General features: G+C 63.7%; 26 protein-coding genes and 2 tRNA genes. 19 read left to right on the top strand and 9 right to left on the bottom strand.

Translation table 11 applies throughout. The annotated features are described in order from the left end of the window. Positions 1-53 precede the first annotated feature (53 nt). The 3 genes from rocF (at position 54) to F8A10_RS03180 (ending at position 1498) form a co-directional block, all read left to right on the top strand. On the top strand, positions 54-974 hold the full coding sequence (gene rocF, locus F8A10_RS03190; RefSeq protein ID WP_010398297.1) for an arginase: 921 nt from the start codon (positions 54-56) through the stop codon (positions 972-974). 57 nt (positions 975-1031) lie between these two features. After that, positions 1032-1116 (top strand) — tRNA-Leu (locus F8A10_RS03185). 124 nt (positions 1117-1240) lie between these two features. Further along, positions 1241-1498 carry a hypothetical protein gene (locus tag F8A10_RS03180; RefSeq protein ID WP_193668141.1) on the top strand — a complete coding sequence of 86 codons (258 nt, stop codon included), beginning with the start codon at positions 1241-1243 and terminating at the stop codon, positions 1496-1498. Between the two features lie 8 nt (positions 1499-1506). On the opposite strand, the gene F8A10_RS03175 is transcribed toward F8A10_RS03180, so the two are convergent. The 4 genes from F8A10_RS03175 to pdxH all read right to left on the bottom strand — a co-directional run bounded on the left by F8A10_RS03175 (position 1507) and on the right by pdxH (position 3535). Further along, positions 1507-1583: transfer RNA gene (locus tag F8A10_RS03175), tRNA-Pro, on the bottom strand. A gap of 74 nt (positions 1584-1657) precedes the next feature. Continuing rightward, positions 1658-2041 carry a DUF192 domain-containing protein gene (locus tag F8A10_RS03170; RefSeq protein ID WP_085501219.1) on the bottom strand — a complete coding sequence of 128 codons (384 nt, stop codon included), beginning with the start codon at positions 2039-2041 and terminating at the stop codon, positions 1658-1660. 107 nt (positions 2042-2148) lie between these two features. Next, the gene (locus tag F8A10_RS03165) at positions 2149-2742 is read right to left on the bottom strand and encodes a cold-shock protein (protein WP_010392683.1); all 594 of its coding nucleotides are present in this window, start codon (positions 2740-2742) and stop codon (positions 2149-2151) included. A 130-nt stretch (positions 2743-2872) separates the two neighbouring features. Beyond that, the gene (gene pdxH / locus F8A10_RS03160; protein WP_010392684.1) at positions 2873-3535 is read right to left on the bottom strand and encodes a pyridoxamine 5'-phosphate oxidase; all 663 of its coding nucleotides are present in this window, start codon (positions 3533-3535) and stop codon (positions 2873-2875) included. Positions 3536-3618: 83 nt separating this feature from the next. On the opposite strand from pdxH, the gene fabI reads away from it, so the two are divergent. From fabI to gpt, 3 genes are read left to right on the top strand one after another with little or no spacing between them, the layout of a single operon-like run. Then, positions 3619-4446 (top strand): enoyl-ACP reductase FabI, encoded by an 828-nt coding sequence (gene fabI, locus F8A10_RS03155; protein ID WP_029371364.1) that lies wholly within the window; start codon positions 3619-3621, stop codon positions 4444-4446. 9 nt (positions 4447-4455) lie between these two features. Then, positions 4456-5058, top strand: a complete 603-nt coding sequence (locus tag F8A10_RS03150) for a LysE family translocator (protein ID WP_010392688.1) — start codon at positions 4456-4458, stop codon at positions 5056-5058. A 9-nt stretch (positions 5059-5067) separates the two neighbouring features. Beyond that, entirely contained in the window at positions 5068-5565 is a 498-nt protein-coding gene (gene gpt / locus F8A10_RS03145; protein WP_010392691.1) for a xanthine phosphoribosyltransferase, read from the top strand. Between the two features lie 71 nt (positions 5566-5636). Here the strand turns inward: gpt and map are convergent, their stop codons facing one another. The 5 genes from map to F8A10_RS03120 form a co-directional block, all read right to left on the bottom strand. Beyond that, entirely contained in the window at positions 5637-6386 is a 750-nt protein-coding gene (gene map, locus F8A10_RS03140) for a type I methionyl aminopeptidase (protein WP_010392693.1), read from the bottom strand. Between the two features lie 46 nt (positions 6387-6432). Then, the gene (gene trpE / locus F8A10_RS03135) at positions 6433-7935 is read right to left on the bottom strand and encodes an anthranilate synthase component I (protein WP_010392695.1); all 1503 of its coding nucleotides are present in this window, start codon (positions 7933-7935) and stop codon (positions 6433-6435) included. Beyond that, positions 7935-9914, bottom strand: coding sequence for a peptidylprolyl isomerase (locus F8A10_RS03130; protein WP_010392696.1), 1980 nt, complete (start codon positions 9912-9914; stop codon positions 7935-7937). The genes trpE and F8A10_RS03130 overlap by 1 nt, the downstream gene beginning before the upstream one ends. A gap of 126 nt (positions 9915-10040) precedes the next feature. After that, positions 10041-11216, bottom strand: a complete 1176-nt coding sequence (locus F8A10_RS03125) for an aminotransferase (RefSeq protein ID WP_152366661.1) — start codon at positions 11214-11216, stop codon at positions 10041-10043. Positions 11217-11220: 4 nt separating this feature from the next. Continuing rightward, positions 11221-11895: a hypothetical protein gene (locus F8A10_RS03120; RefSeq protein WP_152366660.1), complete on the bottom strand. Its 675-nt coding sequence runs from the start codon at positions 11893-11895 to the stop codon at positions 11221-11223. 156 nt (positions 11896-12051) lie between these two features. Here F8A10_RS03120 and F8A10_RS03115 point away from each other — a divergent pair, with 156 nt between their 5' ends. The 13 genes from F8A10_RS03115 (at position 12052) to F8A10_RS03055 (ending at position 23127) form a co-directional block, all read left to right on the top strand. Then, a complete protein-coding gene (locus F8A10_RS03115) occupies positions 12052-12642 on the top strand; it encodes an anthranilate synthase component II (protein WP_152366659.1) in 591 nt (196 codons plus the stop codon). Then, positions 12639-13679: an anthranilate phosphoribosyltransferase gene (trpD, locus tag F8A10_RS03110; protein WP_010392702.1), complete on the top strand. Its 1041-nt coding sequence runs from the start codon at positions 12639-12641 to the stop codon at positions 13677-13679. Before F8A10_RS03115 ends, trpD begins: the two co-directional genes overlap by 4 nt. Then, positions 13672-14340: a uracil-DNA glycosylase gene (locus F8A10_RS03105; RefSeq protein WP_152366658.1), complete on the top strand. Its 669-nt coding sequence runs from the start codon at positions 13672-13674 to the stop codon at positions 14338-14340. Before trpD ends, F8A10_RS03105 begins: the two co-directional genes overlap by 8 nt. Positions 14341-14349: 9 nt before the next feature. Beyond that, positions 14350-15141: an indole-3-glycerol phosphate synthase TrpC gene (gene trpC, locus F8A10_RS03100; protein WP_152366657.1), complete on the top strand. Its 792-nt coding sequence runs from the start codon at positions 14350-14352 to the stop codon at positions 15139-15141. Next, positions 15138-15608, top strand: a complete 471-nt coding sequence (gene moaC, locus F8A10_RS03095; protein ID WP_010392706.1) for a cyclic pyranopterin monophosphate synthase MoaC — start codon at positions 15138-15140, stop codon at positions 15606-15608. The genes trpC and moaC overlap by 4 nt, the downstream gene beginning before the upstream one ends. A 12-nt stretch (positions 15609-15620) precedes the next feature. Further along, entirely contained in the window at positions 15621-16802 is a 1182-nt protein-coding gene (locus F8A10_RS03090) for a molybdopterin molybdotransferase MoeA (RefSeq protein ID WP_152366656.1), read from the top strand. Positions 16803-16903: 101 nt separating this feature from the next. After that, positions 16904-17602 (top strand): transcriptional repressor LexA, encoded by a 699-nt coding sequence (gene lexA, locus F8A10_RS03085; protein WP_010392711.1) that lies wholly within the window; start codon positions 16904-16906, stop codon positions 17600-17602. A gap of 120 nt (positions 17603-17722) precedes the next feature. After that, entirely contained in the window at positions 17723-18871 is a 1149-nt protein-coding gene (locus F8A10_RS03080; protein ID WP_010392714.1) for a D-alanyl-D-alanine carboxypeptidase family protein, read from the top strand. A gap of 15 nt (positions 18872-18886) precedes the next feature. After that, a complete protein-coding gene (gene tmk / locus F8A10_RS03075; RefSeq protein WP_010392716.1) occupies positions 18887-19486 on the top strand; it encodes a dTMP kinase in 600 nt (199 codons plus the stop codon). Then, entirely contained in the window at positions 19483-20580 is a 1098-nt protein-coding gene (locus F8A10_RS03070; protein WP_152366655.1) for a DNA polymerase III subunit delta', read from the top strand. The genes tmk and F8A10_RS03070 overlap by 4 nt, the downstream gene beginning before the upstream one ends. An 11-nt stretch (positions 20581-20591) precedes the next feature. Further along, positions 20592-21389 (top strand): TatD family hydrolase, encoded by a 798-nt coding sequence (locus F8A10_RS03065; RefSeq protein ID WP_010392721.1) that lies wholly within the window; start codon positions 20592-20594, stop codon positions 21387-21389. Then, positions 21386-22186 (top strand): MBL fold metallo-hydrolase, encoded by an 801-nt coding sequence (locus F8A10_RS03060; RefSeq protein WP_152366654.1) that lies wholly within the window; start codon positions 21386-21388, stop codon positions 22184-22186. Before F8A10_RS03065 ends, F8A10_RS03060 begins: the two co-directional genes overlap by 4 nt. Further along, positions 22183-23127 (top strand): AEC family transporter, encoded by a 945-nt coding sequence (locus F8A10_RS03055; RefSeq protein ID WP_152366653.1) that lies wholly within the window; start codon positions 22183-22185, stop codon positions 23125-23127. Before F8A10_RS03060 ends, F8A10_RS03055 begins: the two co-directional genes overlap by 4 nt. Positions 23128-23160 lie beyond the last annotated feature (33 nt).

The raw sequence follows: 23160 nt of genomic DNA, 5'->3' as shown, positions 1-23160 counted from the left end.
CCACCGCCGGGCATGTTCTTTTCAGAGGGTACAAGACAGGAGAAGAAGCGCGCATGACCCATTGCATCCTGATCGGCGCCCCGGTGGACGAAGGGCAACGGCGACCCGGCTGCCTGATGGGACCGGCGGCCTATCGCGTGGCCGGTCTGGCCGCGACGCTTGAGGATCTGGGCCATACTGTCGAGGATCGTGGCGACCTGGCACCGGCCCCCGGCCGACACCAGACCTGCACCAACCCCGCCGTCCATCACCTGCCCGAGGTCATCGCCTGGACCGAGGCCCTGCAGGCCGCAGGCGCTGCCGCAATGAACGAGGGGATGCCGATCTTTCTGGGCGGCGACCATGCGCTGGCGCTTGGCACGCTGGCCGGGGTTGCGTCACATGCGCAGGCAAAGGGGCGGCCGCAATTCGTACTATGGCTGGACGCGCATAGCGATTTTCACACGCCCGAGACGACCTCTTCGGGGAACCTTCACGGCACGCCTCTGGCCTATGCCTCGGGACGGGCTGGGTTCGATCCATTTCCACCATTCCCTGTGCCGATTCCCGGTCACAACATCTGCATGTTTGGCATCCGCAGCGTGGACGGCGCCGAATCCGCCGCCTTGCGTGAAACGGATATCATCGTCAACGACATGCGCGTGCTGGACGAGCGTGGCATCATCGCCCCCTTGCGCGAATTCCTTGACCGCGTCCGGGCCGAGAACGGGCTTTTGCATGTCAGCCTGGACGTCGATTTCCTTGACCCGTCGATCGCGCCCGCAGTCGGCACCACGGTTCCCGGCGGCACCACCTTCCGCGAGGCGCATCTGGTGTGTGAGCTATTGCATGAAAGCGGGCTGATGACCTCGCTGGACCTTGTCGAGCTGAATCCGTTTCTGGACGAACGTGGCCGCACCGCCAAGCTGATGGTCGATCTGGTTGGCTCGCTGATGGGGCGCAAGGTTTTCGACCGCCCGACCCGCAGTTATTGAGAGCGCAAGCAGCTACTCTTGCCAATTCCCGCCGCGCCCGGTAGCCAGCGTTCTGGCGCGGGCGTGGCGGAATGGTAGACGCATGGGACTTAAACTCCCTGGGGCGTAGCCCGTGCGGGTTCAAGTCCCGCCGCCCGCACCATCTTCAGTAAAAATCAGCCGAAAACGAACCGCTTGAGGCGCTGTCGCCTGACCCAAGCCCCGTGCCGACAGCGAATCAACCCCTAAGCGGGAGCAAAAGCGCATGCCATCAGCCCCGGCGCTTTATGTTTGCTCAGAATCATTTTCAAAGCCTGTCGGAAAAAGTGATGATGGTCGGGGTGACACGCTTACTCGAAGCCGGCGCCGAACTGAAGGAAATCGCGACCCATATGGGCTGGTCGATCAAACACGTGGCCGAAGTGATTAAGCGCCATGTGGCGCTAGTACCCAGCATGACGGATGGGCTGGCTGAGAAGTTGCAGCGAGCCGAATCCAGAACAAAACTGCAAATCGCAGTGCAAACCAGCCATGGTGAAATATAGCTAAGTGATGGTCGGGGCGAGAGGATTCGAACCTCCGGCCTACGGTACCCAAAACCGTCGCGCTACCAGGCTGCGCTACGCCCCGGACCTCAGCCAGCTGTCTAGCCGCTGACTGCGCCGGGGGAAAGGGGGAAAACGACCGCGAGACCGGCAACCAGCCTAGTCACAGGGCGATAGCGCCGCCTCTTGCGGCAGACGAGGGTGGGACAGCGCCATGCCGGGGCGAATACCCAGCCGGGCCGCGTCCCCGCCCGGTACCTCAAGTACCATCAGCCGTTCTGGCGCGACATCTCCGGGTGCAGCGCCTGGAATCGATGTCTCGTCCAATGGCCGCGCCATCGTGTGGACATGGCGGACCTCTCCACGCGCATCAATAAAGATCATGTCGAGAGGGATAAGGGTATTACGCATCCAGAAACTGACCGGTTGCGGTGTTTCATAGATAAACAGCATACCCTTGCCGCGCTGCAACTCGCGGCGAAACATCAGACCTTGCGCCCGCGTTTCGGGGGTGTCGGCGATTTCAACCGACACCTCGACCACCCCATCCTGACCCTGAAACAGGGCCCGGTCGGGGTTGCATGAGGCCGCGAGGACCGGAGACTGATTTGTAACAAGAAAAGCTAGAACAACCGTTACGGCCCGTAACTTCATACCGCGCTCGCGACCAGCCGCAATTTAGCGAGCGCGGCCGCTCCCCCCGGTTGCGACTGCCGGGCTTCGATTGCTGCTCTTTCCCAGGAAAGGATTTGCGCGGCCATCATCCCCCTACGTCCATCTACAACACGCAGAGCGATTGCCTCACCCACCGCCAGGTCGGAAAAACCCGAATGGCGCAAGACCTCGATGTGCAAAAAGACATCGGCCTTTTCAGCGAAAATATTGGCAAAGCCAAAACCTTTGGCTTTATCGAACCATTTCACCCGTGCAGGCAAAAGCGGTAGGCATGCGATCTCGTCGGGCGTGGCCGAGCACAGATCGGCAATAGCGGGCATTGGTTCGCTGGCAGGCGGCGTGATCTCCAGCACCTCGATTGCCTGCATGCCGCGCGGCGTCTTCTGGACTACGGCCACGACATGAGCACCTTCAGCAACCGAGCTCTGACCGAAGTTCCTCAACACATTGGCATGAAGAAGAATGTCGGAGCCACCTTCAGGGTCGGTCAGAAAACCAAAGCCCTTACTGCCATCAAACCATTTCACGACGCCCGCGATCTTGCGCTGTTGTTCGTCGTTTTCTTCCATGTCGTCCTGTCACCTGTTTGAAAACCAGAAACAACCCGAACTCCGGTCCTGCTTCCTTCGACCAGAACTAGGCGAAGGTGAATCCAGATTGGTCAGGTTTTCCATACCATGGATAAATCCTGCCCGCTCATCAAGGGCTAAGACGGCAAACTTGCCAGAAACTTTGCGTAATATCCTGCCCGGCTGCATTCAATTCCCTGTTTTCGCCGTCAGAATCGCATCTTATCCATCGAAATCGGTCATGCAGACGAAACGCGCCGTCTGCCCAGAATTCGATCTCAACCGGCCTGATACGGTATCCACCCCAATGCGGAGGGCGTGAAGGATTAAGGCCAAGGCTGATTCCCAGCCGTGCGACCTCGGCCATCAAAGTGGCCCGGCTGGCAAGCGGACGGCTTTGATGCGATGCCCAGGCGCCAATCCGCGATTGCAGGGGACGCGAAGCATAATAGGCGTCTGCCACCTCGCCTTCGACCCGGGTGACATGACCACGAACCCGGATCTGGCGGCGCAGGGATTTCCAGTGCAAAACCAGCGCAGCAACGCCCGTCGCCTCGATCTGGCTGCCCTTGGCGCTTTCGTAATTGGTATAAAATACGAAAGAGCCATCCGCCGCCGCACCTTCGATATCTTTTAACAGGACCATGCGCACATCGGGCAAACCCGCGTCATCGACAGTGGCCAAAGCCATGGCATTAGGGTCGTTCGGCTCGGTTTTCCCGGCCTCGGCCAGCCAGCGGCGGGCTATGGCAAAAGGGTCGTCTCCGGCGAAAATTCCATTGCGATCGCTCATGGCTGCCTGCTTACCAACACTTGATGCCTCTCGGTAGTTGTCCTAATCCTGCCCGGAATCGAAGAAGCGCGAGGGACAGCATCATGTCAAGTGACGGCGGTATGGGGCTGATGAAAGGTCGCCGCGGCCTTATCATGGGCTTGGCAAACGACAAATCCATCGCGTGGGGCATAGCCAAGACGCTGGCGGATCACGGGGCCGAGCTGGCCTTTTCATATCAGGGCGAGGCGCTCAGGCGCCGGGTCGAGCCGCTGGCCGCACAGGTCGGGTCCGATTTTCTGGCCGAATGCGATGTGTCGAACGAAGATTCGATTGACGCATTGTTCACCACCCTGCAGCAGCGCTGGGACAGCATCGACTTTATCGTTCATGCCATCGGATTTTCCGACAAGGAACAGCTGCGCGGCCGCTATGCGGATACTACCCGCGACAATTTCCTGATGACGATGGACATTTCGGTCTATTCCTTCACCGCTGTGGCGCGCCGCGCCGCCGCGATGATGCCGAATGGCGGCTCGATGCTGACGCTGACCTATTACGGAGCCGAGCGTGTGATGCCGCATTACAATGTCATGGGCGTCGCCAAGGCCGCGCTTGAGGCATCGGTGCGTTATCTGGCCGAGGATTTCGGCAAGGATGGCATCCGCGTCAACTCGATCTCGGCAGGTCCGATCAAAACCCTCGCCGCCTCGGGTATCGGTGATTTCCGCTATATCCTTAAATGGAATGAGCTGAACTCGCCCCTGCGCCGCAATGTCAGCCAGGAAGAGGTCGGTCGTTCGGCACTTTACCTGCTGTCCGATCTTGGCTCGGGCGTGACCGGCGAAACCCATCACGTCGATGCAGGCTATCACATCGTCGGCATGAAGGCGGTGGACGCGCCCGATATCGCAACGGCGAAAAAGGACTGATTTTCGCTGATGAGCGCCGAACAGTTCCTTGCTCTGATCTCGGCGCTGTCACTGGCGATTCTGACACCCGGCCCGGCGATCATCGCCACCGTGCAGACTGCTTTTGCCCATGGCCGTAGCCGCGCCCTGCCATATGCGCTGGGGCTGGCTACGGGCGCTTCGCTGTGGTGTCTGTTCGCCTTGGCGGGGCTGGCAGTGCTGTTCAGACTGCACCCGGCACTGTTTTCGGCACTCAAGATCTTTGGCGGGCTGTATCTGCTCTGGTTCGCCTGGGGGCTGTGGCGTGCCTCGACCGGGCCGCTGCCCGATGCGGCCGGTGGGGCGACGAAAGGTTTCTGGGGCGGGATCGCGCTTAATCTTTCGAATCCCAAACCAGCACTGTTTTACGCCTCGCTGATTCTGTCGGTCTTTCCCGAGCCGATGCAGATCAGCCGTCAGGCGCTGATTTACCTTGTCTGTCTGGCAACCGAGCTGTTCTGGTACGCGCTGGTTGCGGTTCTGATGTCGACAGGGGGTATGCGGTCGCGCTATTTTGCAGCGAAATTCTGGATCGACCGGACGGCCGGTGTCGCCATGGCGCTGCTGGGTCTGTTATTGATCGTCAATCTTTAAGGAGCTTGCATGACCGATCGCCTGCCCCATGAACGCGGCTTTCACATCAGCTGGGACCAGATCCACCGTGACGCGCGCGCGCTGGCCTGGCGGCTTGAGGACCGGAACTGGCGCGCCATCCTTGCCATCACCCGTGGCGGGCTGGTGCCTGCGATGATCGTCGCGCGGGAACTTGATGTCCGGGTCATCGACACGATCTCGGTCAAGTCCTATCGCGGCAAGGGCGGGCAAGAGCGGGGCGAGGTTCAGGTTCTCAAGGCCCCTGATCCTGCGGTCATGCAGGACGGCGACGGTATTCTGGTCGTGGACGATCTGGTCGATTCCGGCCGCACGCTGGAACATGTGCGCACCATGTATCCCAAGGCGCATTTCGCCACGGTCTATGCCAAGCCCAAAGGCCGGCCGATGGTTCAGACCTATGTGACCGAGGTCAGCCAGGACACCTGGATCTTCTTCCCCTGGGACATGGCGCTGCAATACGTCCAGCCTTATCGCGGCGAAGATTAATCAGACGCTTCGTGGCCGCGCATAGCTTATAGCCTGATGTGCGGCCACAGCGCGGATCAGCACCCCCGCGCTTAACCCGGCATCGTGACGACGATAGCACCCCGGTCGGTTGCGACCACAGTATGTTCGTATTGCACAACCGCTGCGCGGGGCTCGCTGTAAAGCGTCCAGCCATCTTCGCCTTCGGTTGCCCACATCCCTCCCATCGACAGAAACGGCTCGACAGTCAGCACAAGACCCTTGTCGATGTGACGGCGGTCACCACGCGTCGGCCAGGTCGCAATCTCGCCCGGTTCTTCGTGCAGCGCCCGGCCAATGCCGTGACTGGCCAGGTTGCGGATCAGTGTATAGCCCCGGCTTGATGCGAACCGCCCGACCGCCTTGCCGATCCCGGCCAGCGGCTTGCCACTGCCGACTTGCTCAATGCCGATCTCCATCGCGCGCTTGCCATCCCGGCAAAGCCGCTCAAGCGAAGGGGATTTGGGCGCCACCAGAAACGAAGCACCGGTATCGGCGAAATAGCCATCCTTCGAGGCTGAGACATCAATATTGACCAGATCGCCCCGGCTGATTTCGCGGTCCCCGGGGATACCGTGAGCGATTTCCTCGTTCACGCTGATACAGGTCGTTCCGGGAAAGCCGTAGGTCGAGCGAGGGGCGGAAACCGCGCCCTCGGCCTCCAGCAACTGGCGGCCGATCTCATCCAGTTCGCGGGTGGTCATGCCGGGCTCGATCGCCCTGGCCATGGCATGCATGGTATTCGCGACGATCCTGCCGATGGCTTTCAGGCCATCCAGCTCTTCTGCCTTGGTGATCGTCATGCCCGCATACTCCTGTCATGGCACGGGACCCGTGCCCCGCGCGCCCTTAACCGTTGCCGCGCACGAAACGCGCCGCTTCCTCGGCGGCGCGGCGCAGGGCCCGGCTTTTGTTCACGGTCTCCATGAACTCGGCCTCGGGGTCGCTGTCATAGACGACACCGCCACCCGCCTGAATGTAAAGCTGGCCGTCCTTGATCACCCCGGTACGCAGGGCAATACACATGTCCATCTCGCCATTGGCAGCGAAATACCCCACGCCCCCGGCATAGACTCCGCGCTTTTCCGGCTCAAGCTCGTCGATGATCTCCATCGCGCGGACCTTTGGCGCGCCCGAGACGGTGCCTGCCGGCATCCCCGCCAGCAGCGCCGACAACGCATCCTCACCTTCGCGCAATTCACCAACTACATTCGAGACAATATGCATCACATGCGAATAACGCTCGACGATGAACTGTTCCGTCGGGGTGACGGTACCCATCTTGGCCACCCGGCCAACGTCGTTGCGGCCAAGGTCCAGCAGCATCAGATGCTCGGCCAGCTCTTTCTGATCGGCAAGCAGATCAGCCTCAAGCGCGCGATCCTCGTCAGCGGTCGTGCCGCGCGGGCGGGTGCCGGCGATGGGGCGGATCGTGACCTGCCCCTCGCGCAGCCGCACGAGGATCTCGGGCGAGGCGCCGACGATCTGGAACCCGCCAAAGTTCAGATAGAACATAAAGGGCGACGGGTTGGTGCGCCGCAACGCGCGGTACAGCGCAAAGGGCGGCAGCGGGAAATCCATCGCCCAGCGTTGCGAGGGCACGACCTGAAAGATGTCGCCCGCGCGGATATATTCCCTGGCCTTTTCGACCGCTGCCAGATAACCCTCGCGCGTGAAGTTCGAGCGCAGCTCGCCCACCTGCAGGTCCTGTCCCAGCGCGCGAGACTCGTTTGGCTGACGGTCAAGGGCGCGCAGCGCCTCCATCACCCGTTCGGCGGCCTGCGCATAGGCGGCACGGGCGGGTGTCTCGGGGTCATGCCAGGCCGGAGCGCAAAGCAGCACCTCGCCCTTGACCCCATCAAGCACCGCTACGACCGAAGGCCGCATCATCATCGCATCGGGCAGCCCCAGCGGGTCGGGGTTCACATCCGGCAACCGCTCGACCAGCCGGATCATGTCATAGCCGAGATAGCCGAAAAGCCCGGCCGCGCCCGCAGGTACACCCTCGGGCATCTTCATGCGGCTGTCCGCGATCAGGGCCCGCAGACTGTCAAGCGCCGGGCGGTCGTCAGTGACGAATTCATCCGAATAGCGGGCATTGCGGTTGATACGTGCCTTGCCGTCGCGGCATTCCCAGATCAGGTCGGGCTTCATCCCTACAAAGGAATAACGCCCCCGCACCTCGCCGCCGGTGACGCTTTCCAGCATAAAGGAATTGGGCGCCGCCTCGGCCAGCTTCAGCATCAGGCTGACCGGCGTATCCAGATCAGCGGCAAGCCGGATGGTCAGAAGCTGGTTGCGGCCCTCGGCCCAGCCGCGTTCAAACGCCGCGAAATCAGGAGAGATATCCATTACTGGACCTGTGCGTTCACCGCTTCGACGGCGGTCTGGTTCACGGTCGCCCCGCCCTGGGCCTGCAGGGCGCGGGTGAAGTAGTCAAAGACATCCTGGCGCAGCGAATCCGTCAGCCGGGCGTCAATGGTGTCGCGGATCTGGGCCGCCTCGTCACCTTCGGTCGCGGCAGGATGGATCTTGTCAAGCGTGACAAGGAACACCCGGTTTTCGGCATCCGCGACCTCGGTCGATCCTTCTGCAGCGATCTCAAAGGCCTGGGTGACCACCTCTTGCGGCACGCCGCTGATAAAGCCGCCACGGGCAAGGCCGGTCACGGGCGCACCGGGATCGGGCGTGGGTTTTGGCTCGGCGGTCGCGCCATTGCTGGCAACCGCCTCGGTTCCGGTCCCGGCCGCGCCGCCGCCGGTCGCAGCCGCGCCGATGGCCTGTGCGACCGGAGCGGTCGCCGCTGCCGGAGCCGGCTCAATGCCGGGTTCGGCAGCCGCCTCGGCTGCGACACGCTGCTCTTCGGCCAGTGCCAGAAGCTGCCGGTGAATCTCGTTCCGGGTCCAGTCCTCGGCCACCCGCTCACGCACCTCATCAAAGGGGATCAGCGCCGGAGGCTCGATCTTGTCCAGCCGCAGGGCAAAGACGCCGCCATCCTCGGTCTCAAAGAGTTCGGGGAAGTCTTTTTCGGTCAACTCTGCCGCGCGCTGGCGGAACTCGGGATAGGCATCAATGCCGTTTGGATCGGCCTCCGCCCCAGTGCTCCAATCGATCTGGCCAAGCTTCATCGGGGTTTCCTTGGCCATATCCTCAAGCGTGGCCCCGCCCGCCAGAAGGTCCGCGAACTCGCCCGAACGCTCCTCGATCTGACGGCGGGCGCGGTCAATGGCTGCCTCAAGGCGCAGATCGGTCCTGGCCTGTTCAAATGGGATATTCAGCGGCTCAAGAATCGCGTTCATCGAGAACAGCGCCGGCCCCAGATCCGAGCTTGCCGGGCCCGCGACACCAGGCTGATCAAGTGCAAATACCGCAGGGCCAGCCGCGCCCAGCTCAGCCTCGCTGACCTCGCCCAGATCAATATCGCCGAGCGTCAGGCCGCGCTCACCGGCCAGTTGCTCAAAGGTGATCTCGCCCCGGTCAATCCGGGCCTTCGCCTCTTCGGCAGCGGCCATGGTCGGAAAGACCAGACGTTCGACCATGCGGCGTTCGGGCTGCTGGAATTCTTCGATCCGTTCTTGATAGAGGTCGCGCAGCGCCTGTTCATCAACCTCGACCTCGCCTTCCAGCATTTCGGGAACCAGCCAGACATAGGTGATCTTGCGGATCTCGGGCGAGGTGAATTTCTCGGCATTGGCCTGATGCCAGGCTTGCAGCGTCGCATCATCCGGCGTCGCCACAGGCGCTGGCAGATCCTCGGCGGTCAGCTCGCGCCAGTGGATGTCGCGGGTCTCAAGCAGCCAGCCCTGGGTCTGGGCCACGACCGGTTGCGGGGCGCTGACCCCGGCCAAAGCAGCGTCCTGCAGGATCAGCCCGGCCATATCCATGCGCAGATCCTGTTCAAACTCGGCCTCGCGCAGTCCTTCGCTGCGCAGCCGGTCGGCGTAAAGATTGCGATCAAACCGCCCGTTCAGCCCACGAAAGGTCGAGATATTGGCGATCTGATCGGCCACCGCCTTGTCACCGACCGAAACGCCCACCCGGTTTGCCTCGGCCTCAAGCGCAGCGGCGGTGTAAAGCCGGCCAAGTGCCGCGCGATCAAGGCCGATGGCCTTGGCCTCGACCGCCGTGATCTGGCGGCCGGCGCGGGCGGAAAAGTCCTGCATCTCGCTGCGCAGCGCACGGGCATAATCCTGGGCCGAGATCGAGACCTTGCCCACCGCGCCAATATCCGCGGTCCCGCCCGAGAAATTGGTGACGCCAAAGCCACCAAGCCCCAGAACCAGCATACCCATCAGCAACCAGACGATGGTCGATTTGCCCTTGCCACGCATCTTGTCGTCCTGCCTCGCCGATTGCCAATTCAGTCAGCGAAAGTCTTTAGGGTGACAAGGCTGCGGCGGCAAGTGCCGCGACGCCCTGCCCGGCCTCCTGGCGGTCACATTCGGGTCGGAAGGTGATCAGGGGCGAAAGCTCTCAAGCCGCCCGATCAGTGCTGCGATGCCTTCACGGTCAGCATTGGCAAATGCGATGCGGACATGGCGCGCGGCATCAGGATCGCCCTCGGGCATGAACATCGTGCCGGGCAAAAGCAGCACCCCCACCTTGTACAGCAGGCGTTGCGCCAGTTCCGGCGACGACAGGTCGTAGGGATGCTCGGTCCAGGCGAAATAGGCGCCGCAGCCCTTGATGCGCCAGCCTGACAGCTGTGCCATCCCCTCGGCCATGGCGGCGCGCCGGGCAAGAATCTCGGCCCGCTCACCCGCCAGCCAGTCGCGCAGATGGGCCATGCCCCAGGCCGCGCCGATCTGACCAATCTGGCTGGCGCAGATCGCCAGCGTATCCAGCACCTTTTCCACCTCGATCATACGGGTGGCGCTGGCGATCAACGCCCCGATGCGATGACCTGTCAGGCGATATGCTTTGGAAAAGCTGTAAAGGTGGATCAGCGTATCGCCCCAGTCGGGATCAGAGAAAAGATCATGCGGTGCGCCCTCACGCGCATCGAAATCGCGGTAGGTCTCATCCAGGATCAGCGCGAGGCCGCGCGAACGGGCCAGCTCGCAAAAGGCGCGCAAGGTCTCGGCCGGGTATTCGGCACCCGAGGGGTTGTTGGGGCTGACCAGCACAATGGCCCGGCTGCGGTCCGAAATCAGCCGCGCGGCCGCGCTGGCCTCGGGGATCATATCCGGGCCGCAATGCAGCGGCACCGCGCGGATGCCCTGCATGTCCAGCCACATCTTGTGGTTGAAGTACCAGGGCGTGGGCAGAATCACCTCATCCCCCGCGGCGGCCAGCGTCAGGATCGCTGCACAAAACGCCTGATTGCAGCCCTGGGTGATTGCAACCTGACCGGGCTGGATCGTGGCATGATAAGCACGCGACCATTCGCCCGCCACCGCCTCGCGCAGCTCGGCCCGGCCAAGGACGGGACCGTAAAGATGCGCGTCTGGCTGCTCCAGCGCCGCCTGAGCCATCGCCCGGCGCAGGGGCTCGGGCGGGGGTTCGACCGGGGCGGCCTGACTTAGATTGATCAAAGGCAGCCCGGCAGGCAGGCTAAGCCCCTCAAGCCAGCGCCGCGCCTCCATCACGGGCGGACGAAAGGTAGCGGCAAGGGCTGGGTTCAGGGGCAGCATGGGCTTATTCAGTCAGGTGCAGGGCATCGAAATCGGGCGGAAGGGACAGATCGAAACCCGATCCGGGCGCAGGCGCGGCGCGGTGTTGAGGCTCGGGATCTGAAATGGGTGGCTGCGAATCGGGATTGGCAGCAGCCTCAACCGTCGGCGGTTCGTCGGCGGGCTGGCCCGGGGCGGCAGGCGTATCGCTTGCCGGTAACGCATCGGTCGGGGGCGCGGGGGCAAACAATGCCCTTTCGGGCGCACGGTCGAGGCCCGGCACCACAACCTGACCGGGCGGCGGCACGGGAATCGGCGCCTCGCCCGCCGGTTCAGGCAGGTCGATCGGATCGGGCTCGGGCAATGCGATCTCGGGCGCGGCGGGTGCCTCGGCCGGGGTATCGGGGCGCAGGCTGACCGGATCGGCAGCCGCAGGCACGGTCTCGTCCGCCGGACGCCCGACCTGCGGCACGGCGGGCCGTGCAGCCTCGGCGGTCAGGGGCGCCGGGGCCTCGGGTTCCATATCGCTGGCGCGTGAAAATTCCGATCCAGCCGGGACGGACAACGCCTCGACTGCGGGGCCGGGATCGGCGGCTGCCTTGGGGCGCGGAGGTTGCGGCAAGGTCAGGGACAGCGCCGCCAGCCCCGCTGCGCAGACCAGCACGCCATGAACCAGACCTGACGCAAACCCTTTTGCCATGCCCCCGCCCAGTCCTTGCCCTACGCCGCCTTAATGCCAAGCTGCATATGCCCGGCAAGGTTTTTCTTGCCCCGCGGTCTTGACCGGCCGCAAGGCTTTGGACCATCTATAGCCGCAGATTTTCCGGGGTTCACCCCCCAATGCAAGGCGCCCGCCATGATCCTGCTCATCGACAATTACGACAGCTTTACCTGGAACCTTGTCCATTACATGGGCGAGGCCGGGGCCGAGGTCGTCGTCCGCCGCAACGACGTGCTGAGCGTGGACGAGGCGCTGACCATGGGGGCACAGGGAATCGTGATCTCGCCCGGGCCCTGCACCCCGTCGCAAGCAGGGATCATCGTACCGCTGATCCAGGCAGCAGCGGAAAAGGGCGTACCGCTTTTGGGTGTCTGCCTTGGTCATCAGGCCATCGGTGAGGCATTCGGCGGCAAAGTCGTGCGCGCCTGCCGCATCGTTCATGGCAAAACCGACGCCATCACGCATCAGGGCATCGGCGTCTTTGCCGGGCTGCCTTCGCCACTGACCGCGACGCGCTATCACTCGCTCGCGGTCGAACCGGAAAGCCTGCCCGACTGCCTGAGCGTCACCGCCACCGCAGCGGATGGCACCATCATGGGACTGATGCACAAGACCCTGCCGGTCGAGGGCGTGCAGTTCCACCCCGAAAGCATCGCCTCGGAATACGGTCACGACATGATCCGCAATTTCCTGCGCCGCTGCCAGAATGTGGACGCCGCCGCATGAAGGCCGCACGCACCGACATCCGCCCGCTGATCGGCCTTGCCGCCACCCGCCCGCTGACCGGGGCCGAGGCCGAGGCCGCCTTTTCCGCGCTGTTCGAAGGTGCCGCCACCCCCGCCCAGATCGGCGGGCTGCTGATGGCGATGCGCGTGCGCGGCGAAACGGTCGAGGAAATGGCCGCCGCGACCCGCGCCATGCGCGCCCGCATGAACCGCATCGACGCCCCCGAAGGGGCTGTCGACATCGTCGGGACCGGCGGCGACGGTAAGGGCACGCTGAACATCTCGACCGCCACGGCCTTTGTCGTCGCAGGCGCAGGCGTACCGGTTGCCAAGCACGGTAATCGCAACCTGTCCTCAAAATCCGGCTCGGCGGACGCGCTGACCCATCTGGGACTGAATGTGATGTCCACCCCCGAGATTGCCGAGCATGCTTTGGCGACAACGGGGATCTGCTTCATGATGGCCCCGGTGCATCACCCGGCCATGCGCCATGTTGGTCCCGCACGGGCCGAACTGGGGACGCGGACGATCTTTAACCTGCTGGGGCCGATGACGAACCCCGGCCTTGTCAAACGTCAGCTTACCGGGACGTTCGATAAGGTCTGGAACCGTCCGATGGCTGAGACGCTGCGCACGCTTGGCTCGGAATGCGCATGGCTGGTGCATGGCGGCGACGGCACGGATGAAATCTCGATTGCTGCGCCGACCTGGGTTGCGCAGCTCAAGGACGGCGAGATCACCGAATTCGAGATCACGCCCGAGGACGCAGGCCTGCCGATCCACCCCTTTGAGGCGATTCTAGGCGGAGAGCCTGCCGAGAATGCCGCCGCACTGAGGGCGCTGCTTGATGGCGCTGCGGGGGCCTACCGCGATGCGGTATTGCTGAACGCCTCGGCTGCGCTGCTGATCGCGGGCAAGGCCGCCGATCTGCGGGAAGGGGTCGAGATCGCCCGCGACTCGATCGACAGCGGCAAGGCCAAGGCCAAGCTTGCCGCGCTGGCAGCCGAGGTCGGCGCCCCGCCCGAACCGCATGACTGAGGATATCGCCTCCCCCCGCGCATGGGCCGATCTGCCATTCTTTCGACAGGACTGGCCGGGTATCGCCGCCCGGCTGCGCGGCCATGACTGGCTGCCGGGTCCCGCGCGGGTCTTTGCGGCGCTTGAGCTGACGCCGCCTGAAAATGTGCGGGTGGTCATCCTGGGGCAAGACCCCTACCCCACGCCCGGCCATGCGAACGGGCTGGCCTTTTCGGTAACGCCGGAAACCGCGCTGCCACGCTCACTGAAAAACATCTATGCCGAGATGCGCGAGGATATCGGCGCAGCACCTGCAAACGGCGATCTGAGCCATTGGGCAAGAGCCGGGGTGCTGCTGCTCAACACCTCGCTTTCCGTGCCGCCCGGTCAGGCCGGGGCACATGCAAAATGGGGCTGGGACAGGCTGGCGCGTCAGGCCGTCGCCCGCGCGCAACAGGTCCGTCCCTTGGCCTTTATCCTTTGGGGCGGACATGCACAAAAGGCACTGGCCGGGCTGCCGCGCCCACAGGATCTGGTGATCGAAAGCGCCCATCCCTCGCCCCTGTCGGCGCGGCGGGGCTTTTTCGGCTCGCGCCCCTTCAGCCAGGTGAACGACTGGCTGCAAGCCCAAGGCCAGCCCGGCATCGACTGGGCCCTTTCCGAAACCGCCGCTGCGGGGTAAAGCTGAACCATGGATATTCTTGACCGCATCAAGTCCTATAAGCTTGAAGAAATCGCAGCCGCCAAGGCCGCCCGGCCGCTGGCAGGGATTGAGGCCGCCGCCCGCGCCGCCGGCACCCCCCGGGGGTTTGCCCGTGCGCTGAGTGAAAAGGCCGAGACCGGCCATGCGCTGATCGCCGAGATCAAGAAGGCCAGCCCCTCAAAGGGTCTGATCCGACCCGATTTCGACCCGCCAGCCCTGGCCCGCGCCTATCAGCAAGGTGGCGCGGCCTGCCTTTCGGTTCTGACCGACGCCCCCAGCTTTCAGGGCGCGCCGGAGTTTCTGACCGCCGCGCGCGCGGCCTGTGATCTGCCTGTGCTGCGCAAGGATTTCCTGTACGATACCTATCAGGTGGCCGAAGCCCGCGCCTGGGGGGCGGATTGTATCCTGATCATCATGGCCTCGGTCGATGATGCGCTGGCCGCTGAATTGCAGGACGCGGCCTTTCACTGGGGTATGGACGCGCTGATCGAGGTGCATGACCGCGCCGAACTCGACCGCGCGCTAAGGCTGAAATCCCCGCTGATCGGGGTGAACAACCGCAATCTCAAGACCTTTGAGGTCAGCCTGAACACGACGCTGGATCTGGCGCCGCATGTGCCCGCCGACCGTGATTTAGTGTGCGAAAGCGGGCTGTTCACGCCCGCCGACCTTGACCGTATGGCCGAGGCCGGGGTGCGCCGTTTCCTCATCGGCGAAAGCCTGATGCGGCAAGAGGACGTCACCGGCGCCACCCGCAACATCCTGGGCCTCGCGGCATGAGCCTGACCCATTTCGACGCTCAGGGACAGGCCCATATGGTCGATGTCTCGCAAAAGCCCGAAACAACGCGCGAGGCGGTGGCCGAGGGGGTGGTGCTGATGTCAGCCGGAACGCTGGCGCTGGCTCAGGGTGGCGCGGCCAAGGGCGATGTGATGGGCGTTGCGCGGCTTGCCGGGATCATGGGGGCCAAGCGCACCTCGGATCTGATCCCGCTTTGCCATCCGCTGCCGATTACCAAGGTCTCGGTCGATCTTGTGGCCGAACCCGCGCTGCCCGGCATCCGGGTCACCGCCACCGTCCGCACCACCGGCAAGACCGGCGTCGAGATGGAGGCGCTGACCGCTGTCTCGACCGCCTGTCTGACGGTTTATGACATGCTCAAGGCCGCGCAAAAGGACATGCGTATCGAAAGCATCCGCCTGCTCTCGAAAACAGGTGGCAAGTCCGGCGATTTTCGCGCGCCCTGAAAGGGGGAAACCATGATCAGCGTCGAAGAAGCCCGCGCCCGCGTTCTGGCCCTTGCCCGCCCGCCCGAACCTGAGCAGATTGCGCTGGAACATGCGCTTGGCCGCGCCATGATCGCGCCCGCCGTTGCGCGGCTGACGCAGCCCCCTTTTGATGCCGCAGCCATGGATGGATATGCGCTGCGTTCGGCCGACCTTCCCGGCCCGCTATCCGTGATCGGAACCGCCGCCGCTGGTCAGCCTTGGCAGGGTGAACCCGCGCCTGGGACCGCCATTCGCATCTTTACCGGCGCCCCGGTCCCGGCGGGTTATGACCGTGTTGTCATGCAGGAAATCGTTACCCGTGATGAGGACCAGATCACCGTCGCGGATGCCGGCCAGAACCTGAATATCCGCGCACGCGGAAACGACTTTGCCGAAGGTCACGAGTTCCAGCCCGCCCGCCCGCTGCGCCCGGCAGATCTGGCGTTGCTCGCTGCAATGAACGTGCCTCGTCTGACGGTCGCACGCCGCCCCCGCATCGCCGTATTGGCAGGTGGGGATGAGCTTGTGCGCCCCGGTTCTGACCCCGCGCCTGGCCAGATCATCAGTTCGAACGACATCGCCATCGCTGCATTGGCGCGCGAGGCGGGGGCCGAGCCAATCGTCCTGCCTCTTGCCCGCGACACCGAGGAAAGCCTGCGCGATCGCTTTGCCGAGGCCGAGGGCTGCGACCTGATCGTCACCATTGGCGGAGCCTCGGTCGGCGATCACGACCTGATCGCCAAGGTCGCAGCCGATCTTGGCATGGAACGCGCTTTTTATAAGCTTGCCATGCGGCCCGGCAAACCGCTGATGGCCGGGCGGATCGCCAATGCGGCCATGCTGGGTCTGCCCGGAAACCCCATCTCTGCCGTGGTTTGCGCAAAACTCTTCATGCAGCCGCTGATCCGCGCCATGCAGGGCCTGCCACCGGGCCCCGAGCCGCTGCAGGCGGTGCTGGGGCGCGATCTGCCCCCCGAAGGAAATCGTCAACACTACCTGCGGGCGCGGCTGTCGGCGGGCGACGGTATACCCGTGATCGAACCCTTTGCCGACCAGGATTCCGCGCGGCTGTGGGTACTCGCCCAGGCTGATGCGCTGCTGATCCGCCCCGCAGATGATCCCGCACGCAAGGCCGGAGAGCGGGTAAATTACCTGCCGCTCCAGCAGCGTTAACCGGCCATTTACCCGAATCGCCATAAAGATTGACGCAACACAGGACCTGCGCTAGAACATTCAATGAACATGGTGGCGCCGCAGCAGATCGGGGGCAAGGCATGCTGACAAAGAAACAGATCCAGCTTCTTGAGTTCATTCAGGCGCGCATGGCCCGCGACGGGGTTCCACCCTCTTTTGACGAGATGAAGCTGGCGCTGGACCTGCGCTCCAAATCGGGGATCCACAGGCTTGTGACCGCGCTGGAAGAGCGTGGTTTCATCCGCCGCCTGCCCCATCGCGCGCGGGCACTGGAAATCGTCCGCCTGCCTGACAGCCTTAGCAAAGGCACGGGTTTTCAACCCCGTGTGATCGACGGATCGGCCCCCGGTCGGCCCGGCCCCCTGCCGCGCGGCGCGATGGATGTTGCGGCCTCGGCTGTTGAGCTGCCGGTGATGGGCCGCATCGCCGCCGGTGTTCCGATCGAGGCGATCTCGGAAATCTCACATCACATCGCCGTGCCGGGCTCAATGCTCGCAGGTCAGGATCGTCACTATGCGCTTGAAGTGCGCGGCGACTCGATGATCGAGGCCGGGATTAACGATGGCGATGTGGTGGTGATCCGTGAACAGGACATTGCCGATAATGGCGATATCGTGGTGGCGCTGATCGAAAGCCAGGAAGTGACGCTGAAGCGTTTCCGCCGCAAGGGCGGCATGATCGCGCTTGAGGCCGCGAACTCTGCTTATGAAACCCGCGTCCTGCCCGAAGACAAGGTACGCATCCAGGGCCGCCTCGTCGGGTTGATCCGCAGCTACTAGGCTCAGGGCCAAAGGGCTCTGTTTCCTGTTCAATTGCGCGGCACGAATGGCCGGGTGGCGTTGCGGGTTTCGACCGGCTGGGGTAACCATGGCCCAAAGGCGACAGGTCAAGGACAATCCATGCGCGCTCTGACACTTCACATCCTCGCTCTGGTCATGATGCTAGCTCTGCCGGCGCGGGCTTTCGACACCAATGCCCGCGCGGCCTGGGTCTATGATGTGGCGACCGGCACCGTGTTGATGGAAAAGAATGCCGATGAGGCCCTGCCCCCGGCCTCGATGTCCAAGCTGATGACCATCTATATGCTGTTCGAGGCCCTGCATGAGGGTCGGGTACAGCTTGATACCCGCCTGCCCGTCTCGACCAAGGCCCGGCAGATGCAGGGTTCGACCATGTTCCTGAACGAACAGGACCGCCCCACGGTCGAAGAGCTGATCAAGGGCATCATCGTGCTTTCCGGCAATGATGCCTGCGTTGTGGTGGCCGAGGGGCTTGCCGGCACCGAAGAAGCTTTTGCCCGTCAGATGACCGAACGCGGCCGGCAGTTGGGGCTGACCCAATCGACCTTTGCCAATGCCTCGGGCTGGCCCGATCCCCGTCACCGCATGTCCGCACATGATCTGGGTATTCTGGCACAGCACCTGATCAGCGACTTCCCCGAGCTTTACAGGAATTTTGCCATCGAGGAATTCCGCTTTGACAATCGCGCCCCGGCAAACCGCTTTAACCGCAACCCGCTGCTCAAGCTAGGCATCGGCGCGGACGGGCTGAAAACCGGCCATACCCAAGAGGCGGGCTATGGCCTTGTCGGCTCGGCGGTTCAGGGTGACCGCCGCGTGATTTTTGTGATCACGGGCCTTCCCAGCGAAAAGGCCCGCGCCGAAGAGGCCGAGCGTATCGTCAACTGGGCCTATCGCCAGTTCACCATGAAAACCATCGTCCCCAAGGGTGAGATTGTTGCCCAAGCTCCGGTCTGGCTTGGCAGCAAAAGCAGGGTTGGCCTGACCACCGCCGATGGCGTCAAGGTGCTGATCCCGGCCGGCTCGCAATCCGGCGTCACCGCCGAGGCAGTGTTTCGTGGCCCCATCGAGGCACCGATCACCCAGGGTGACCGCTTGGGTGAACTGGTCGTGACCATCCCCGGCGCCGGGCAGTCGCGTTTGCCGCTTTTGGCCGCAAGCGATGTCGCCCGCACCGGGGTCCTGGGTCGGATGCAGGGCGCCGCCATGCGTCTGGGCGAAAAAGCTTATAAAGCCGTGCGGAACTGAGGCCGCTCCCCAAGCATGTTCATCAGTTTCGAGGGCATAGACGGATCAGGGAAATCGACGCAGGCGCGGCGGCTTGCCCAGACTTTGGCGGCGCGCGCCACCGAGGTGGTGTTGACCCGCGAACCCGGCGGCAGTGAGGGCGCCGAGGAAATCCGCCGTCTGCTGGTCGAGGGCCGCGGCGAACGCTGGTCCCCTGAAACCGAGCTTTTGCTCTTTACCGCCGCACGCCGAGACCATGTGGAACGGCTGATCCGCCCGGCGCGCGCCCGCGGCGCTTGGGTTATTACCGACCGCTTTGCCGATTCCACCCGTGTCTATCAGGGACTCGTGCGGGCCGATCTGCGCCAACTTGTCGAAGAGCTGCACCGGCTGACCATCGGCATCGAGCCGGACCTGACTTTTATCATCGACATCGACCCCGAGGTTTCCTTGACACGTGGGCAAGCGCGCGGCGGCCCCGAGGACCGGTTTGAAACCTTTGGCCTGACCTTTCAGAAAAAGCTGCGAGAGGGTTTCCTGACCCTTGCCGCCGAGGCGCCCGAACGTATCCGCGTCATAGATGGCAGCGGCAGCGAGGATGAGGTTGCCACCCGCGTTCTTGCGGCACTGACATGAGCAGACCCGCCGCCAGCGACGAAGCGCTTCCCGAACCGGATCGCGTACCCGGCGCACCCCACCCGCGTGAGGCCACCCGCGTCATTGGGCAGGATGCTGCGATTGCCGACTTCATCGCCGCTGCCCGGGCCCAACGGCTGCATCATGCCTGGCTGATCTCAGGCCCCAGGGGAACGGGCAAAGCCACCCTTGCCTGGAATGTCGCCAAATGGTTGCTGAGCGGCGCTGACACCCCGGACCTGTCCACCCACCCCGAGGACCCGATTATCCGGCGCATCCGCGCCCTGTCCGAGCCGCGCCTGCTTCTTGTCCGCCGCCCGGTTGATGAGAAAACCCAGCGCCTGCGGGCAGAAATCACCGTGGATGAGATCCGCCGTTTGCAGAGCTTTTTCCACCTGAGCGCGGCCGAGGGCGGCCATCGCGTCGCCATCATCGATGCGGCGGATGAGATGAATCAGGCCGCAGCCAATGCGCTGTTAAAGCTGCTGGAAGAGCCGCCGCAGGATTCGACCCTGCTGCTTATCGCGCATCAGCCGGCGCGGCTTTTGCCGACCATCCGCTCACGTTGCCGCGAACTGCGGCTGCATCCGCTCAGCCCCGAGGATATGGGGCAGGTTTTGCAGGATCTGGGCCTTGACCACGACGCGGCACAGCTGTCGGCCCTGTCAGGCGGTTCGATTGGCGAGGCGCTGCGGCTGGCAGGTCAGGATGGGCTAGAGGTCTATCAGCGCATCGTCGGGCTTTTTGCTGATTACCCGCGCATGGACCGCCGCGCTGCCGCAGCGCTTGCCGAACTGGCAGCAGGCCGCGCGGGGGCCGAGGGCGATCCCTTTGATCTGGTGGTCACCCTGCTTGACCGTTTCCTGACCCGGGCGGCACGAGCTGGCCTGCTGGGCGCACCTCTGCCCGAGGCAGCCAAGGGTGAGACCGAGGTCCTGCGCCGCATCTCGCCCGATCCTGTGGCGGCCCGGCTTTGGGCGGGCGCGCAGGCCGAACTCTCTGCCCGCGCCCGGGCCGGCAGGTCGGTCAACCTTGACCCTTCCGCGCTGGTGTTGGATATGCTGATCGGGCTTGCCAACCAGCCCGCCGTCTGACGGAATCTGCCATGTCCGAACCTGACCTTCCCCTCCTGGTGGACAGCCATTGCCACCTGGATTTCCCCGACTTTGACGGCGAACAGGCCGATCTGATTGCACGCGCCCAGGCCGCTGGCGTGATCCGCATGGTCACGATCTGCACCCGGATGTACAAAGAGCCGGCCGTGCGCGCCATCGCCGAGGCCTATCCCGGCGTATTTTACGCAGCCGGCATCCACCCGATGTATGCCGCCGAAGAGCCGCTGGTCACGGTTGATGAACTGGTGGCGCTTTCCGCACATCCGAAATTCGTCGGCATTGGCGAGACTGGACTGGATTATCACTATACCGCCGACAGCGCCGCCGTTCAGGCTGAAAGCCTGCGCATCCACATCGAGGCTGCACGCCGCACCGGCCTGCCACTGATCATCCACTCGCGTGATGCCGATGAAGATATGGCACGCATCCTGACCGAAGAGTACCGTACCGGCGCGTTTACCGGCGTCATGCATTGCTATACCAGCGGGCCGGAACTGGCCCGTGCGGCGCTGGAGATCGGCTTTTACCTGTCCATGTCAGGGATCGCGGCTTTTCCGCGCTCGACCGGGATCCGCGAGATTTTCGCCGCCGCGCCTCAGGACCGTATCCTGGTTGAGACTGACGCGCCTTACCTCGCCCCCCCACCCTATCGCGGCAAGCGCAATGAGCCGGCCTATGTCGTCCACACCGCAAAGGTCGGGGCCGACCTTCTGGGAATGACCGAGGCAGAGTTCGCACGCCTTACCTCACAGAACTTCGAGCGGCTGTTCAGCAAGGCCGTGGCATGATCCGGGCCACGATCCTTGGCTGCGGTTCCTCGGGCGGGGTGCCGCGGCTGGGCAATCGCTGGGGCGAGTGCAACCCGGATAATCCGCGCAACCGGCGGCGCCGCTGCTCGCTGCTGGTCGAGCGTGTTGGCCAGGAAGGCGCCACCCGGCTGTTGATCGACACGGGCCCCGATCTGGTGCCGCAACTGCTTGATGCCGGCGTGGCCGAGCTTGACGCCGTCGCCTATACCCACGCCCATGCCGATCATACCCATGGGATCGACGACCTGCGTCAGATCGTATTCAACATCGGCAGTCGCTTGCCGGTCTGGGCGGATGCACAGACGACCGAGGCTTTGAAAACCCGGTTTGGTTATGCGTTCGAGACGCCTTTGGGATCCTCTTATCCGCCGATCTGCGACCTTTACCCGATCCGCGGCCCCTTTGCCGTCCAAGGCGCTGGCGGCCCGATTGAGGTCACGCCTTTTACGGTCAATCACGGTGATATCGACGCGCTTGGCTTTCGTATCGGCGGCAACGGACAAAGCCTTATCTATCTGCCCGATGTGCTGTCGATCCCCGAAGAGGCCTGGTCGGTCATCAAGGGGTGCGAGGTCTTTATCTGCGATGCGCTGCGCCGCACGCCGCATCCAAGCCATGCCCATCTGGCGCTGACGCTGGAATGGCTGGCCCGTTCGGGCTGTGTGCAAGGTGTGGTGACCAATATGCACATCGACCTGGATTATGACGCCGTGATGGCCGAGACCCCTGATAACGTGGTCCCGGCATATGATGGGATGCAGATCGAACTGACATGACCGCGCTTTTCGACGTCATCCTGCCGGTCTTTCTGGTCGTCGGCTTTGGCTATCTGGTCTGCTGGCGCAAATGGCTGACCGAGGTGGCGGTCGATGGCGTGATGCGCTTTGCCCAGAACTTTGCCCTGCCGGTGCTGCTGTTTTCAGCCATCGCCAGGCTGGATCTGGGGGCGAATTACAACCCGCTGCTGCTTTTGGCTTTTTACTGTGGCGCGATCCTGTCCTTTCTGCTGGGCGTTGCACTGGCGCGCTATTGGCTGAAGCGCCCGATCGAGGACGCCATCGCCATCGGCTTTGTCTGCCTGTTTTCAAACTCGCTGCTGCTTGGCGTGCCGATCACCGAGCGCGCCTATGGGGCCGAGGCGCTGGTGGGCAACTTTACCATCATCTCGATCCATTCGCCGCTGCTTTACACGTTTGGCATCACGGCGATGGAGTTCGCCCGCGCACAGGGCCAGAACCTGCCTCTGGGCCGGGTGGCGCTACGCGCACTGTCGGGGGTTTTGCACACGCCTTTGGTGATCGGCATTCTGTGCGGCTTTGCCATGAACCTGATGGGCCTTGCCGGACTGGTCATGCCCGACGGTTTCTGGGCCGCGGTCACGATGATGTCCAGCGCCGCCCTGCCCGCCGCCCTCTTTGGACTGGGGGGTATTCTTTACCGCTACCGCCCCGAAGGCGAGATGCGGGCGATTGCGCTGTGCTGCTTTGGCTCACTCCTGTTGCACCCGGCAGTGACTTTCGGGCTGGGCAAGCTCTTTGCCCTCAGCATCGCCGAGATGCGTTCGGCCGTCGTTACCGCAGCAATGCCGCCCGGGGTCAACGCCTATCTTTTTGCTGCGCTTTACGGGGTGGCGAAACGCGTGTCAGCCTCGGCGGTGCTGGTAGCGACGGGGTTGTCGATCCTGACTGTGTGGTTCTGGCTGGGCGCCCTGCCCTGATATGAAAACGCCGCCCCTTGGGGCGGCGCTTAT

The organism is Paracoccus kondratievae (assembly GCF_009301415.1).
Taxonomy (GTDB): Bacteria; Pseudomonadota; Alphaproteobacteria; order Rhodobacterales; family Rhodobacteraceae; genus Paracoccus; species Paracoccus kondratievae.
Note: the sequence above shows the minus strand (reverse complement) of the source record. Positions and strands in the feature narration are given on the sequence as shown.